The organism is Paenibacillus hemerocallicola (assembly GCF_006265175.1).
In the GTDB taxonomy this organism is placed as follows: Bacteria; Bacillota; Bacilli; order Paenibacillales; family NBRC-103111; genus Paenibacillus_AB; species Paenibacillus_AB hemerocallicola.
The window spans coordinates 201,492-216,429 of sequence record NZ_VDCQ01000001.1 but is presented as its reverse complement, the minus strand read 5'-3'; the positions used below and the strand labels follow the sequence as shown (position 1 = coordinate 216,429).

The 14,938-nt window shown below is 55.1% G+C and carries 14 protein-coding genes; 3 read left to right on the top strand and 11 right to left on the bottom strand.

The window, feature by feature from the left end; genetic code table 11:
• Nucleotides 1-170: 170 nt before the first annotated feature.
• A complete protein-coding gene (locus FE784_RS01165) occupies nucleotides 171-1,079 on the top strand; it encodes a helix-turn-helix transcriptional regulator (RefSeq protein WP_176705875.1) in 909 nt (302 codons plus the stop codon).
• Nucleotides 1,080-1,323: 244 nt separating this feature from the next.
• Here the strand turns inward: FE784_RS01165 and FE784_RS01160 are convergent, their stop codons facing one another.
• On the bottom strand, nucleotides 1,324-2,190 hold the full coding sequence (locus FE784_RS01160; protein ID WP_139600275.1) for a MurR/RpiR family transcriptional regulator: 867 nt from the start codon (nucleotides 2,188-2,190) through the stop codon (nucleotides 1,324-1,326).
• Nucleotides 2,191-2,208: 18 nt separating this feature from the next.
• Nucleotides 2,209-3,072 (bottom strand): sugar phosphate isomerase/epimerase family protein, encoded by an 864-nt coding sequence (locus FE784_RS01155; protein ID WP_139600274.1) that lies wholly within the window; start codon nucleotides 3,070-3,072, stop codon nucleotides 2,209-2,211.
• Nucleotides 3,073-3,380: 308 nt separating this feature from the next.
• On the opposite strand from FE784_RS01155, the gene FE784_RS01150 reads away from it, so the two are divergent.
• Nucleotides 3,381-5,540, top strand: coding sequence for a HelD family protein (locus FE784_RS01150; protein WP_139600273.1), 2,160 nt, complete (start codon nucleotides 3,381-3,383; stop codon nucleotides 5,538-5,540).
• A gap of 86 nt (nucleotides 5,541-5,626) precedes the next feature.
• Here FE784_RS01150 and FE784_RS01145 read toward each other — a convergent pair whose 3' ends face one another.
• Nucleotides 5,627-6,574, bottom strand: coding sequence for an MBL fold metallo-hydrolase (locus FE784_RS01145; RefSeq protein ID WP_425465517.1), 948 nt, complete (start codon nucleotides 6,572-6,574; stop codon nucleotides 5,627-5,629).
• 166 nt (nucleotides 6,575-6,740) lie between these two features.
• Between FE784_RS01145 and trhA the strand changes: the two genes are divergently transcribed.
• Nucleotides 6,741-7,388: a PAQR family membrane homeostasis protein TrhA gene (gene trhA, locus FE784_RS01140; RefSeq protein WP_139600272.1), complete on the top strand. Its 648-nt coding sequence runs from the start codon at nucleotides 6,741-6,743 to the stop codon at nucleotides 7,386-7,388.
• 81 nt (nucleotides 7,389-7,469) lie between these two features.
• On the opposite strand, the gene FE784_RS01135 is transcribed toward trhA, so the two are convergent.
• The 8 genes from FE784_RS01135 to FE784_RS01105 all read right to left on the bottom strand — a co-directional run bounded on the left by FE784_RS01135 (nucleotide 7,470) and on the right by FE784_RS01105 (nucleotide 14,937).
• On the bottom strand, nucleotides 7,470-8,021 hold the full coding sequence (locus tag FE784_RS01135; RefSeq protein ID WP_246131856.1) for an NUDIX hydrolase: 552 nt from the start codon (nucleotides 8,019-8,021) through the stop codon (nucleotides 7,470-7,472).
• Nucleotides 8,022-8,394: 373 nt separating this feature from the next.
• Nucleotides 8,395-8,553 carry a hypothetical protein gene (locus tag FE784_RS40630; RefSeq protein WP_176705873.1) on the bottom strand — a complete coding sequence of 53 codons (159 nt, stop codon included), beginning with the start codon at nucleotides 8,551-8,553 and terminating at the stop codon, nucleotides 8,395-8,397.
• A gap of 125 nt (nucleotides 8,554-8,678) precedes the next feature.
• Nucleotides 8,679-9,572 carry a fumarylacetoacetate hydrolase family protein gene (locus FE784_RS01130; RefSeq protein WP_139600270.1) on the bottom strand — a complete coding sequence of 298 codons (894 nt, stop codon included), beginning with the start codon at nucleotides 9,570-9,572 and terminating at the stop codon, nucleotides 8,679-8,681.
• 66 nt (nucleotides 9,573-9,638) lie between these two features.
• Nucleotides 9,639-10,382 carry an amidohydrolase family protein gene (locus tag FE784_RS01125; protein ID WP_139600269.1) on the bottom strand — a complete coding sequence of 248 codons (744 nt, stop codon included), beginning with the start codon at nucleotides 10,380-10,382 and terminating at the stop codon, nucleotides 9,639-9,641.
• Between the two features lie 109 nt (nucleotides 10,383-10,491).
• Complete coding sequence (locus tag FE784_RS01120; protein ID WP_139600268.1) at nucleotides 10,492-11,271, bottom strand: IclR family transcriptional regulator; 780 nt, start codon at nucleotides 11,269-11,271, stop codon at nucleotides 10,492-10,494.
• Nucleotides 11,272-11,347: 76 nt separating this feature from the next.
• Nucleotides 11,348-12,106, bottom strand: coding sequence for an SDR family NAD(P)-dependent oxidoreductase (locus FE784_RS01115; protein WP_139600267.1), 759 nt, complete (start codon nucleotides 12,104-12,106; stop codon nucleotides 11,348-11,350).
• Between the two features lies 1 nt (nucleotide 12,107).
• Nucleotides 12,108-13,427: an aspartate aminotransferase family protein gene (locus FE784_RS01110; RefSeq protein ID WP_139600266.1), complete on the bottom strand. Its 1,320-nt coding sequence runs from the start codon at nucleotides 13,425-13,427 to the stop codon at nucleotides 12,108-12,110.
• Between the two features lie 25 nt (nucleotides 13,428-13,452).
• On the bottom strand, nucleotides 13,453-14,937 hold the full coding sequence (locus FE784_RS01105) for a M81 family metallopeptidase (RefSeq protein ID WP_139600265.1): 1,485 nt from the start codon (nucleotides 14,935-14,937) through the stop codon (nucleotides 13,453-13,455).
• Nucleotide 14,938 lies beyond the last annotated feature (1 nt).

Here is a 14,938-nt window from a genome sequence, read left to right as displayed (position 1 = left end):
TTCGGACAGCCGTCTCCGAAGCGGTAAATGGGGCTTCCTTTTCTCGTATGTAACTATATAATAAAAGGGAAAGCGCCACATGACAGAAACGGCTTCGCCAGATGTCATTTTTTAATCGTTTTGTCGCTCCCCATACGGGGCGTGGATTGAAACTGACAAGGGGGAACAATATGGCGAAAACCATATACCCGGAATACCAAGAGCATATCGGCGGCCTGAAGATGTCCGCGGACGGCAAGCAGCGTTTTTTTATCAATATCGGTACGGTTACGCAATCGGCGCTTCACCATCACGATTATGCGGAGCTTTCCTTTTTCATCGAGGGAACCGGTTCGGAGTCCATAAACGGGGTGGCTCACCGCATTCGGCCGGGCACCGCTTCGTTTCTGCTCCCCCATCATATGCATAAGCTGGAGAGCGACCCGGGACGAACGATGAGTAAATACCGCTGCATGTTCGATTTGCCTCTGCTGTTCAGCGAGTACGAGGACCCGGAATTTTCCCGTCTCGTATACGGAATCGGAACGACCTCCTCCTCTTTCGCCGATTTTGACGGTGACGCGGCGGAACGCATGATGGCGACGATGAGACAGCTGCACGAGGAATACGCCATGCCGGATACTCCGGGAAGTCGTCATATGATCAGGCTGAAAATTAGCGAGGCCCTTCTGCTGTTCGTGCGCAACGCAACAGGGAATGACCGCTCCCCGATCAAGGATGGCCCTGAAGAATCCGTAAAAATGTCGCCATTGCTTCAATACGTGCACTTGCATTATACGGAGAAGCTTGCGCTTGAGGATTTATCGCGGCAGTTCCGGTACAGCGTGCCCCACATCAGCCGCTCGTTCAAGGAGCAGACCGGTAAACGATTTCACGATTATGTCCGGCAGCTTCGTATCGAAAGCGCGATTACGATGCTGCTGCATACGAACATGTCGGTAACCGATATCGCAACTGCCGTCGGCTTCGATTCGTTCCGGACGTTCGCTCGCGCTTTCCGGGATATGAAAGGGCAAACGGCTAGCGAGTATCGCGCCATGATGAGAGACGGCGGAAGCGGAGCTTTACACGGCGAGTAATCTTTGCAGCGTTATTTGACTATATGAATTTGGGTGCGATGTTAACAGACAAGCCCTTTTCGCGCATTTTTATGCTTGTTCGGATTGAGCGGTTGCACGTGTGGGAAGTGAAAGACTGCTATCCACGTCCAACCCGAAGGAATCCGCGCTACATCGAAGGGAAATAATCCAAAGCGCAAAAAAGATGCACCCGCTAATAAAGCGGAGTGCATCTTTTTTGCAAGCATTTTGCCGTACAGCATGCTCAATACAGTTTGTCCAGCACCGCCTTGGCCGTCATCTCCAATGCCTCGTACGTACGCTCCTTTTGACCGAGCGCAACGGCTGTGGACAAGACGTCCAGTGCATGGATTTGCGACATTTTGGAGGAGAACGAACCTCCTTGCAGCGGACTTTCCTTAGAAGCGGTCAACAAGACGACGTCAGCGAACTGTGTAATCGGCGAACGGGCATGGCTCGTCAAGCATAAAATGCGAGCCCCTCTCCGTCTGGCGATTTCCAGAGCATCGACGAGATCCTTCGTGCTGCCGGACGTAGAAACTCCGATTACGACGTCGCCCTTTTTCAGCAGCGCCGCATTCATCGCGATGATATGCGCATCATTCTCCGCCGAGCAATCGTAGCCGAGCCGCATGAACCGGTACTTGGCGTCAAGCGCCGTGATACCGGAGGAGCCGACCCCGAAGAAATACAGCTTCTTCGCCTCGCGGATGATCGCAATCGCCTTGCGCAAGCTTTCTTCGTCGAGCAGCGTCGTCGTATTCTCGATATTTTGCCGATTCATCGAGCTTATTTTTTTCACGACGACGGACAGCTCGTCATGGTCCTGAATGTCGCCGTGAATATTTTGCGAAGGAGTCGACAAGTTTTGGGCCACGGACAGCTTGAATTCCTGATAGCCTTTGAACCCGAGCTTGCGGCAAAACCGGATGACCGACGTTTCTCCTACGCCCGACTTTTCCGACAAATCGGTAATCGTGTAAAAAACAGCGGCCTCCGGCTCCTTCATGACGACGTCGGCGACTTTCTGCTCCGATTTCGTCAATGAATTGTAGATGCTCGATATTTTCAATAACGTATTGTTCAGGTCGGGAATTTTGGGATGTTTCATACGAGTTTCACGAACGGCTTATACTTCGTTCCAGATGCGGAACGCATTGTCGATAGCCGCTTTCGTCCCCCATTTGCATTCCTCTTTGCCTTCGAACTCGATCGACACGTATCCGTCGTAGCCGGAAGCTTTCACGACGCGGATCACTTCATACATATCGATATCGCCTTGGCCGACGATCGCGCCGCGCAAATAGTTGCCGCTCGAGGTACGGAACCAGCCTTCTCCCGGATTGCGGTAAGAAGGACGGACATAAAAGTCTTTCAGGTGAACCATCGAAGCGTACGATACGCTCTTCTTGACGGCCGACACCGGATTCTCGTCTACGCACAAAAAGTTGCCGATATCGATCGTATGACGGAAATTCGGACGGTTGACCGCCTCGATGATCCGGTGCACGCGCTCGGTCGCCTGAACGTGAAAACCGTGGTTCTCGATGCTCGTCACGATGCCGTATTGGTTCGCATAATCGGCAATTTCCATGCTTGCCTTGACGATCGTATCGAAATCCTTCTCGAATTGGGCGGTACCCGTCTCCGGAATCGGTCTGGACGCTACGTCATGGCGCATCCTTTTGACGCCGAGACGATTGGCGACGTCCACGTGCTTTTTCACGCGGTCAATCTCGGCTCGGTAACCGGCTTCGTCCAGATCGATGAATTTGGCTCCGATGGCGTAGTTGGAAATGTCGATTCCCACTTCCTTCGCTTTGTTCACGATCGCGTCCGTCAGATCGGGATCGCTATCCAGCGAAATGCCGATCGGCACGATCTCGACATGCTGTCCGCCGTTGTCGGCGATCCATTGGATCGCTCCCAAAATGTCGAATTCCTTGGCTGCGATTGCCCTGGACAAGCTATAAGTGCTTACTCCGATTTTCATGAATGAATCCCTCCGCTTGGTTTTGTTCCTTTCTCATTGTAACCGGACCATGCCGGTTTGTCTGCCATTTTTTTCACCGAAAATTAAGGAACGCCGTTCCTTTTTTTGCCTGCGCCGTACCGTCGGCAACCGGAAAAAACCGATATAGCCGAATTCGCATTTTCTTTTTGCTCCTTCGTATGGTAGTATGAAGGTCTGTTTTTTGTAGGAGCAAAGTCAGAGCCCCTCCCGTACTTCGAAGGAAAGGGTCAGGGTCAGGCTCAGGCTTTGTTCCGGAACGTCAAGCCGATGGTTGGGAGGTAACTGAATTGGAGATTCAAAGTGCCTATCAAGAGGAATTGGAAAAGCTGGAGCATACGTCGGCATGGATCGACCGGAAGCTAAGCGAGCTGCAATCGGTTCCGCGGTATTTCGGGGATAATTTGACCGAGCAGGTATTGGACTCGATACGCGAAACGGCTCGCCACAATTTATCCGGCGCCACGGACGAGCCCTACTTCGGAAGGCTCGATTTCAAAGAGCCGAAGGACGCTTCCAGCCGTCAGCTCTATATCGGCAAATTCGGCGTAGACCACGATACGTCCGGAGAACCGCTCGTCATCGATTGGCGGGCGCCCGTAGCCAGCCTGTTCTATTCGTTTACGGGCGGCGAAGGGCCTGCCTCCTATGAAGCGCCGGACGGCGAGATCGAAGGACTCGTTTATTTAAAGCGGAATCTCGTGATCCGCAAACAAATATTGCAGCGCGTCGTCGACACGTACGACCGCAATAGCGACAGTCCGGCCGTAACCGACGAATTTTTGCTGTACAGACTCGGCGAGAACAAGGACAACAAGCTGCGGGACATCGTTTCCACGATCCAGGCCGAACAGGACAAAATTATCCGTTCCGCGAAAAATACGGCGCTTGTCATCCAAGGCGTGGCCGGGAGCGGCAAAACGACCGTCGCGCTGCACCGACTCGCCTATTTGTTGTATCAATACCGCGAACAAATCCGCGCCGAGCGAATGATCATATTGGCGCCGAACCGGATGTTTCTGGATTATATTTCCTCCGTTCTGCCGGAGCTGGGCGTCGGCCATATCCAGCAGACGACGTTCGAGGATTGGGCGCTGGAAACGCTGGCCGACCGGATCACGCTGGCCGACGAGTCGGATCGACGGGCCCGATGGTTCGCCTATGGAGGCGAAAAGCCGGTTATCGACGATGAGGCGCCTGGCCGCTTCAAAGGCTCGCTCCGCTTCATGCAAGCGATACGGGGCGCCCTCGCGGATTTCGAACGCTGTTTTGTCCCAGAGTCGGACTTCGAGCCATGGCCTGGCGCGAAATGCTCTGCCGACAAAATGCGGGAATGGTTCCATGAGGAATACCGTCACTACCCTCTAATGAAACGGAAGGAACGCGTCGAAGGAAGAATCAAACGCTGGCTCGAAATGGAGCTGAACGAGACGCGTGACCCGAACGTTCGGAAGGAACGCAAAAAGAAAGCGACGCAAAAGCTGAAAACGTTCTGGAAAACATGGCCGGACGATACGCCCTTTGCCTTTTACCGTTCGCTCTTCCCCAATTCGGCCCGCGAAGACGGCGCATCGTCAAGAACGCTCGGAGATTTGACCATCCCGGCTCAGGTGGCGGAGGAATCGGTACTTGCATTCCGCAAAAACAAGGTTTATCCCGAAGATCTTGCACCGATGATGCTGATCTATAACGGCTTGTACGGTATTGACGGCGACCGCACGTTCGACCACGTCGTAATCGACGAGGCTCAAGATTTTTCGCCTTTTCAAGTAGCGCTGCTTAACAACCACGTCAAGAGCGGATCGTTTACGATATTGGGCGACATGTCCCAGGGCATTCACGCTTACAAAGGAATCCGATCGTGGGACGAATTTCTGAGCCTGTTCGAGGCGGACGATCGCGCTTATTTCACGATGGAGAGAAGCTACCGATCCACGATGGAAATTATCCGTTTCGCTAATGCCGTCCTGGCAAACGGCATACCGGACGCGATGCAGGCGGTTCCCGTTTTCCGCAGCGGCGAGAAAGTGAAGATGCTATGCCATGACCGGAAGCGGCGAACCGATACGATCGTTCGAGCGCTGCGCAAATTGGAGAGCGGGCCCGCTTCCACGATTGCGGTGATCGGCCGAACCGAGCAGGAGTGCAAGCAGCTGCATACCGCGCTGCTCCACGAGGACATATCGGCGACGCTGATCGACGCCCAGCGGCAAAAATACGAAGGCGGCTTATCCGTCGTCCCGGTCCATCTCGCCAAAGGGCTCGAGTTCGACGCGGTCATCCTGATCGACGCGGACGAGGAACATTACGGAGCCAATGAACACGACGCCAAGCTGATGTACGTAGGCTGTACCCGGGCGCTGCACGATTTGTGGGTCATGTACGCCGGAAAGCCGTCCTCCTTGATCGCAGGAACGGACGACGAGTTCGTCAAGCATATCGAGGCATGACCCGATAACGAAAAAGAGGCTTTGGGACCGATCGGACCCCGAAGCCTCTTTGCTTTAATCTCACCAAACCTTCCGACACTCGCCCGCTAATGGATCGGAACCAGTTCTCCAAGCTTGGGCACGAGCAGTCTCCCGGAGCTTAATCCGTTCGCTTGCCAAGCGGCATGCAGCCTGTCCAGCGCCTCTCTCGGCGTATCGTCCGCCAGACGGAACGCACCATAGTGCATCGGCACGAAGGTGGTCGCCCCTACGTCCATGAATGCTTGAACCGCTTGTTCCGGAGAGACGTGCTGAGGAGCCATGAACCATTCCGGCTCGTAAGCCCCGATCGGCATTAGCGCGATATCGATTGCGGGGAATCGCTTCCCGATTTCCGCAAATCCGGGAAAGTAACCGGAATCGCCGGCAAAATAAACGGTCTTCTTCGCATCCAACCGGCTCTCTTCCTCTTCGTCCCGTCCCGTCTCGATTATCCAGCCGCCCCAATGGGAACGATTCATATCCCATAACGTTCTGCGGGTCCAGTGCTCGGCCGGCACGAATGTAAAGGCCAGCTTGCCGACCTTCGCACTTTCCCACCAGCCGAACTGCTTCACGTTGGACAGACCTTTTCGCAGTAGCAAGCTGCCTACGCCCTCCGGAACGAGATGGATCGGATTGCCTTTCAAAAAACGCAATGAAGGGATGTGCAGATGATCGTAATGGCTGTGCGACAGCAGAACGATATCGATATCGGGCAGATGCTCCACCGCGATTCCGGGCGGGGAAAGCCGTCGCTCGAAGCCCATCCGTTCCGCCCATACCGGGTCGGTCAGTATGTTCATACCGCCCGATTGGAGTAAAAAGGTGGAATGTCCGACCCATGCGAATCGGGGAGTTTCCGCATACGATTCGAGCTCTGTCGGATCGGAAGGCGAACTGGGAACCACAAACGACAAATCTTTCACCTTCGCTTTGCGTTCCTTCCGCCATGCCCGCAAATCGCGAAATGTCGCGCGTTTCGGCGCTCCACCCATATTGTTATAGCTTGCCACGGTCAATACTCCTTTCCACTGCTACCTTTCATACGGGATTTCGCACGCTCCGGTTGCAAAAAATGCCGATTGCCGATTGCGGGCTTGGCAAAGTCAGCGTTTCTTTCCTTCCGCGCTCCAATAAGCTAAAATAAAACCAAATCACAGTAAGCGAGGGGAGTTATCGATGAAGTATTCGGTTCGCGAAGAAATCGCCAACGCGATCAGTCACGGCATAGGCGCTATGCTGAGCGCGGCTGCGCTTGCCATACTGGTCGTGTTCGCCAGCCTGCACGGCGACGTGTGGCACATTGTCAGCTTCAGCATTTTCGGCACGACTCTCGTTCTGCTCTACACCTGCTCCACGCTGCTGCACAGCTTTCGCGAAGGAAAAGTGAAGGACATCTTCGAGATTTTGGACTATTCCGCCATCTATTTGCTAATCGCCGGAACGTATACGCCCTTCCTTCTCGTTACGCTCCGCGGCCCGCTCGGCTGGACCATATTCGGTATCGTCTGGGGCTTGGCGGTAGCAGGAATCATTTTCAAGGCATATTTCGTCAGCAGGTTCATCATGCTCTCTACGGTATTCTACATCGCCATGGGTTGGCTGATCGTGTTCGCCATTAAACCGCTCTATGAGCAGCTTCCTTGGAACGGCTTGCTGTGGCTGGTAGGCGGAGGCATTTTCTACACGGTCGGGACCGTTTTTTTCATTTGGCGCAAAATTCCTTATCATCATGCGATTTGGCATACGTTCGTCATCGGCGGAAGCGTCTGCCATTTCGTTGCAATTCTGTTCTATGTGCTGCCGATGCCAGGTACAGCCTCCTGAGCCATACGGTGTAGCCTATTTGTTATCCTCATAGGTCCGGTTTCCGAGCTGAGCTGATATCCCCCGGGAGTCGGATCGCCCTCACAAGGGCGAACGATATTTCTTTCGCTCCAAATACAGCTCCATCGTCCTCCTGCTGCCTCCGCGCTGCGGGGATATCGGCGGAAATTGGTCCGGCCGGTATAAGTGTACGCGCCCCTCCTCGCTGTCTCTCGCACTCCCTCCGATCGCCTTCGCTTCATAGTAAAAATGGAGCATCGGTCCGGGATAACCTGCATTTTTGTTAAAGCCCCAACCCAGCAACTCCGTAATCGCAACATGAAATCCGGTTTCCTCATAGGCTTCCCGAACGGCCGCTTCCTCCGGAGACTCCCAATACTCTCCATGCCCCCCCGGCAAAGCCGCCGGATACTCTTTCGGCGCACTCGGCGGTAAAATCGCGACGATGCGGTCCTCTACCGCAACGATAATGATGACTCCCATCGCGTTCGTCGGGTAATGGACCCAGCCGCACGAGAGGCAGCATACCCGCTCCAAATCATCATCGTTCAAAATCTTTTTCGCAAGAGCTTCCCTGCACATTGGACAAAACCGATAACGCAGTCGCGGCAATACGATTTCGGGATACAACATCACGTTGGCGTCACTCCCAATTTTCGATAATTGGGACATAATACGTCCCTATAGGACTTTTTACGTCCCTCATACTCATAGTAGCACCCATTATATGTTAAATCAATCCGATTATGCGTGGAACCGATTTTCGCTGTTCCCTCCAGGTCCAATCTCCCGGCTCGGATGCACTCCAACCGACGAGAGCATAACCTCCCCCGGATTCGTCGCATAAAAAATAGGCCGCACGGTCCTTTCGCCGTACAGCCCGGGTCTGCCTCAACTTTCCGAATTTTACGCTCAAGCGCACTAAACGCATAGTGGCACTGCAGGATGACGTTTGAACCACATGTTTGCCTTTCCAATCGCAGGTCGTCGTTGTCCGTCCTTCCCTTTACTTGAATTCCATCTGTTCCAATGTAACCCGATGAAAGTCCCAAATATACCGCATGTCATACTCATACGTATCCGCTTCGATCCAACGGTATATAAGCAATATGACAACGCCAAAAAACGCCAGACATCCCATCATGCAGATTAGAAACAAGCCCATGGGAACAACGACTCCTCTCCTGAATGTAATCGCTTCCAATATTAATATGAAACAAACGTCAAAAAAAGCACCTTCGCATGAAGGTGCTTTCCTGATTGTTAACCGATACATACTCGTTCCGACCTTTAAACCTTCTCCGCGACCATCTTGTTCGTAATGGATCCGAGCTTCTCGATCGACACGGTGACGACATCGCCCGGCTGCAGGTAGACGCGCTTCTCCGGCGGATATCCGAGAACGACCCCTTCCGGCGTGCCGGTCAAAATAACGTCGCCCGGTTTCAGCGTAAGATGGCGGGACAAGTAGCTAATAATTTGTTTACAGTTGAAAATCATGTCGGACGTGTTGGAGTTTTGGCGCTGCTCCCCGTTCACATGGCAGCTGATCCGCAGGTTGTTCGGGTCGGAAATCTCGTCCGCGGTGACAAGCTCCGGTCCGAGCGGCGAAAAGCCGTCGCATACTTTGCCGAGCATCCATTGGTTCGTGCGCAGCTGCAGGTCGCGGGCGGACAAGTCGTTGACGACACAGTAGCCGAATACGTAATCGAGCGCTTCCTCCTCGCTGACATGCTTCGTCGGGCGGCCAATGACGATGGCGAGCTCCGCCTCGTAATCCACTTCCTTGGACGTGATCGGCAGCTCGACGTCGTGACCATGACCGGTTAACGTATTGTTGAATTTGTTGAACAAAATCGGGTACTCCGGAATTTTCGCGTTCGTTTCCTCCGCATGCTTGCGGTAGTTCAGACCGACGCAAATCAATTTCTCCGGACGTGTTACGCACGGGCCGTAAACGACCGAATCGGCATTCAGCCATGCCGCGGAATCCGACTCCGCTTCGCGCACGAGCGACTCTATCGCTTGCCGGGCAGCCGCTCCGCCTTCGATCAGCTCATGTACCGTTACCGGAAGCGAGCTTCCTTTGCCCGAACGGGCTGCGGCCGTTACGTTCAAAATGCCGCGATCGGTTTTCACGCCCAAATGGTTCTCGTTATTCGTTTGAATAGTGACGAATTTCACCGTTAAGTCCTCCCCCGTTTGGCAATTTTCCGTCCAATCCCAGCTTGTCCGCCGCGCCTCGAAATGTCAGATGCTCAGCCGGAACAGCTTTATGGCATTGTTCGAATAAATGTCTTCCCTTTGACGCGGTGTCAAATCCGCTTCCTGAACCTGGGCATAATTCGTAATGAACGAGCAGCCTGGCATATCCGAGCCGAACAACACCCGGTCGGAGCCGAGCTGGCTCACGGCATAATCGATGTCTTCCCTGCCGAACAGGGAGCCGGAAAAGTCGGTCCATACGTTCGGCTTATCGCGGACCGCCTTGATGCCGTGGTACGCGTTGCCGCCCAAATGAGCCATGATCAGCTTAGCCTCGGGGTACCGGTCGGCCAGCCTCGCTACATGCTCGCCCGTCGTCTCGTCAGGCAATTGATTGACGGCTTTGTGAAAGGCATGCAGCAGAATCGGCACATCCAGCCGGATGCAGCGCTCGACCAGCGGATAAACGAGAGGATCGTCACAGTAAGAGGCGATCCACAGCTTCAGTCCGACCATTCCATCGTCTTCGATACCGCGTCGAAGCGCGTCCTCCGCATTCGCATGGCGCGGATTGGCGTACACGTATCCTTCGACCAAATCAGGGCGTTCCTTGCGGAAACGGACGATGTCGTTGTTATGCTGCTCGATTTCGGCCTCGTTCGGATATTGCCGCGCGATTCCGGAAACGATGATTTTGGCAATGCCGTACCGTTCGCAATTCGCGATCAAATCATGGGTATGCGGCTCGTACCTGCCGCCCCAGACGTGCGTATGCATATCGATGATCATCAGTCGTCTGAGCCTCCCGGCTTGCGTCGGATTGAACCGTCATTCTCTATGGTAATTCAAGCGGGGCGGCATGTAAACACCATTTAAAGATTTTTATGTGAAGCTTCGCTTACGGCATATAATAAAGCTTCGTGCTGATTTCTTTGGCTCCTTGCAGAACGGATTGTCCGATTCGCTCCCACATGACCGGCTCCCATCTCGATTCCGGCATCGACACGCCCAATGCGGATACGATCTGTCCCGAAGCCCCATAAATCGGTGCGGCGACACAGCGTATGCCGTGAACCGATTCGCCAATGCTATATCCGACTCCGTCTGCCCGGATTCGGTCGATCTGCTTCATCAATTCTCCGAAATCGGTTATGGTCGTATCCGTCAGCCTGCCCAACTGCTTATCCGGATAAAGCTTCGCAATCTCCACCTCCGGCATTCCGCTGAGCAGCACCTTCCCCATAGCCGTCGCATGTAGCGGCAGCTGCATGCCGAGGTGCGAAACGAAGCGAACCGGATGGGTGCTCTGCTTCTCGGCGATATAAAGCGCCATTTCCCCATTGCGGATCGTCAAAAATACCGACTCGTTGATGTCGTCGATCATTTTTTGCGCGGAAAGCTGGAATTCGCCGGCAAGATCGGTCCGCTGGGCGTATTTGCTGCCGATTTCGAACAGCTTGTAGCCGAGACGGAACGTCTTGCCCTGTTTGTCGGACTCCAGGTACCCGCGCGCGAGCAAGTTTTGCAGCAGCTTGTAGGCGCTGCTTGCCGGCATTTCCAATTCCCGCGACAGCTCCGTCAAATTGATCGGCTCGTGCCGCTCGGCGAACAGCTCGAATATATCCAACACCCGGTCGGCGGATTTTACCGTAGTCGTTTGCTTCTCGGTCTCTTTCATAAATACCCCTTTCCGGCGAGCTTGGCAGAATGTTCCCGAAGCGGAACGCAGCCTTCTTGGCTTATAAACGGTGCAATTAAGATAGCTTGATCAGTTGTCCGCCGTCGACGACCATGGAAGTTCCGGTCACGTACGACGAATCATCCGATGCCAGGAACAAGGCCGCGGAGGCGATCTCCTCCGGTTGGCCTACCCGTTTCATCGGGACCGTGCGCAAATAGTCGGCGATGGCCGGAGGGTTGTCGATCAGCGGCTTTGTCAGCCGGGTCTCGATAAAGCCGGGGCAAAGCGCATTAACGCGGATGCCGTGCTCCGCCAGCTCCAGCGCCATGGACATCGATAAATTGATCATGCCGCCCTTGGTCGTATTGTAATGAACCTGATCGCTTTCCGCCTGAATGCCGTTTACGCTCGACATCTGGATGATCGAGCCTCCGCTTCCCAGACGCACCATCTCGCGGGCCGCGCGCTGACTGACGAGGAAGGCGCCCTTCAGGTTAATATTCATATGGCGGTCCCATTGGTCTTCCGTAATATCCAGGAAGGGCGATACCTCGCAAATGCCGGCATTGTTCACCACAATATCGAGCCTGCCCCATTGCTCCACGATGCCGTCGATCAACCGATCGACCTGGCCTTTGTCGGAAACGTCGGTTTCGAAGGCGAGCGCCTCCCCGCCCTGCTCCCGGATCAAGGCGACCGTTTCCTCAAGCGCGGCTTTTCCTCTGCCGCACAGCGCAACCTTCGCGCCTTCCCGCGCGTACCGGAGCACGACCGCTTGACCGATGCCGTGAGAACCGCCCGTAACGAGCGCGACTTTGCCGGAGAGCCTCATGTCAGTTCCCCTCCGTCAGCCGCACGAACACCCGGTCGATCGCCTGCAGCGTCTTCTCGATATGATCCGCCTCATGGACGGTCGAAATATACCACAGTCCGTTCGGCCGAACGAGAACGCCTTCGTCCAGCATCAGCTCGGCGAATTTGGCGTATTTGCCCGAATTGCGCTTTTGGAACGTATCGAAATGCGTGACTTCGTCTTCTTCGATGAACATGAAATGGAATACCGGCCCGATTTGGTTGACTACGCCGCGATGACCATGCTTTTCGAACAAAACGCGAATTCCGGTTGCCAGCTTGATCGCATTGTCCTCCATTTTACCATAAACGGCGCCGTCGTTTTCGGTCAGCAGCTCGAGTACGGCCAGAGCGGAGGAAGTGGCTACTCCGTTGCCGTTCAACGTACCGAGGTGGCTCACCTGCTCCGAATCGATCAGCTCGAATATTTCTTTGCGTCCGCCGACAGCGCTGACCGCGATACCGCCGCCAAGCGCCTTCCCGACCGTCACGAGATCCGGGTTGATTCCGAACCGGCCGTGTGCGCCGCCAGGGCTGAGCCTGAAGCCGGTAATTACTTCATCCATAATAAACACGATATTCAGCTCGCGTGTCAACTCGCGAATTTGTTCCAAATAGCCGGGCAGCGGCAAAATGCAGCCGGAGTTGCACATGACCGGCTCGGAAATGACGGCCGCGATTTCGTGCGCATGCGCGCGGAGCGTCGCCTCCAGCGTCTCGGGCTCGTTCCAAGGCAGCAGGATGACGTCCTGCAAGCTAAGCTCGCTCTGCCCTTTCGTGCCAGGAGGCACGCTGTCTGCGGCGGCGGAGGTCGCCTTCTGCATCATGTCCGGACTCGGAAAAGAGGTGAAGATCGAGTCCGACCAGCCGTGATAGTGGCCGTGGAACCGGACCACCTTGCTCTTGCCCGTATAGGCGCGGGACAATCGAAGCGCCAGCATGACCGCTTCCGTGCCGGATCCGCTTAGGACGACTTTGTCGGCGCACGGCAATACTTCGGTCAGACGGCGCGCCAGCTCGATTTCTCCGTCGTGCTGCAAGCCATACGTAATCCCTTTTGCCATCGCCTTGCTTACTTTCTCGTTAAAGCCCGGATGGGCGTGACCCAAAATTAGCGGACCGTAGGCCAACTGGTAGTCCAAATATTCATTTCCGTCGACGTCCTTGACCGTTACGCCCGATGCCGATTCGACGTAAAGCGGCGTCGGCTTCATCGAGCCGCGAAGCGTGCTTGCCACTCCTCCTGCCAATACTTGCTTCGCTTCCGCAAGCTTCGCGCGGGATTTCTCAAAAGTTTTCATCTTGTTTCCCCTCTCCAGTCGATGTCTATTCGATCGAATCCAACGGATAAATCGGTCTTTTTACGGCTTCGTAACGAAAACGGTGCATATTGGCCGTACAGCAGCCCGGAGTGTCCACCTCGATCACGAGCTTGGCCACATCGCCGAAAGCGGTTCTCCAGGCAATGGCCGCTTTCACTACGATCATATGGAATTGCTCGGGCTGAAGCCCGACGAACTTGACGTGGCCCGGATCCCACGGGGCAACCCGCTCTTCGGTCAAAACGACCGTAACGTTGCCGCATTCGATTACGGCGGTCAAGCCCATCCGCGCGTACTGGCCGGTCATATAGGCGCCGATATGGCGATAGTTGCCGTCGAACAAAGTGCGAATCCGGCCTTCGATCTCGACGGGCTCGCCATGCAGATCGTCGCTTTTCCCTCCGATTGCGCAGCGCAGCACCGCCCCGATTCCGTGCTTCGCCGCAAGGCGCGCCGCTTCGGGATCGCGGATCACGATCAAGCTTTTTTTCGGAGCCGTCAGCAGGTGAGGCAATATATGCGTCGCATCGGCGGGAGAGCCTCCTCCGACATTGTCCGAGCTTTCGATCAGAATGACCGGTCCTTCCGGATGGCGGACTGCCATGGCTACCGCTTCGGCCGGCTCCAGCTGTTGAACGGTGAACCGCTCTCTGCGATCCCAGGCGGCCGCCCGCAGCTGCTCGCAGCACCGCTCGGCAAGCTCCGGATCATTGTCGACCGTGACGACGAACGTCATGCCCGCATCCTCGACATCGCTGTATGGGAATCCTCCGGCTACCGATATGTTGAGCACGCCTTGCACCTTTTCCAGCTCGAAGGCAAGGTCCATCATTTCCTTCATAACCCCCGATGCGGTCAGCATCGCTTGCGGAGCGACCAGCATCCGCGTATGGACGAGCCGTTGAACCGGCTTGATATCGCCCTTCAGCTGGCTGTTCAACAGGTGTACCGCCTCGACCGCCCTGTCGTATGTATCGACATGCGGATACGTGTCGTAGGCGACGATAATGTCCGATAAATCAACCATTTCCGGACTGATGTTTCCGTGCAAATCGAGCGTCACGGCCATCGGCAAGCTTCTGCCGAACTTCGCCCGCAGCCGGCGCAAAATTTCTCCTTCCGCGTCCGGATACGAGGAAGCGACCATCGCACCGTGCAAAATGACGACAAGCCCGTCGACATCGTGATCCGCCGAATCGGCTATCCCGTCCGCGATCGCATTGAAAGCGTCGTCGGTCACCATACCGCTCGGCGTCGCCTGAGTGTAGAAGCCCGGACGCAGCTCCAAGCCGAGATCGCGGGCCGCGTCGATCACGCCGCCCATCGATGTCTTCGTTCCCGTATAGCGATCGACGAAAGCGGCCGTTCCGACAATCCAATCGTTTTTAAAGGCGTCAAGTCCCGTCAAGCCGGGTGCAAACGTATTCGTCTCGTGAACGACTCCGACGACTCCGATGACTTTGGGACGGTTCGTTTTCGTTTGCTCCATC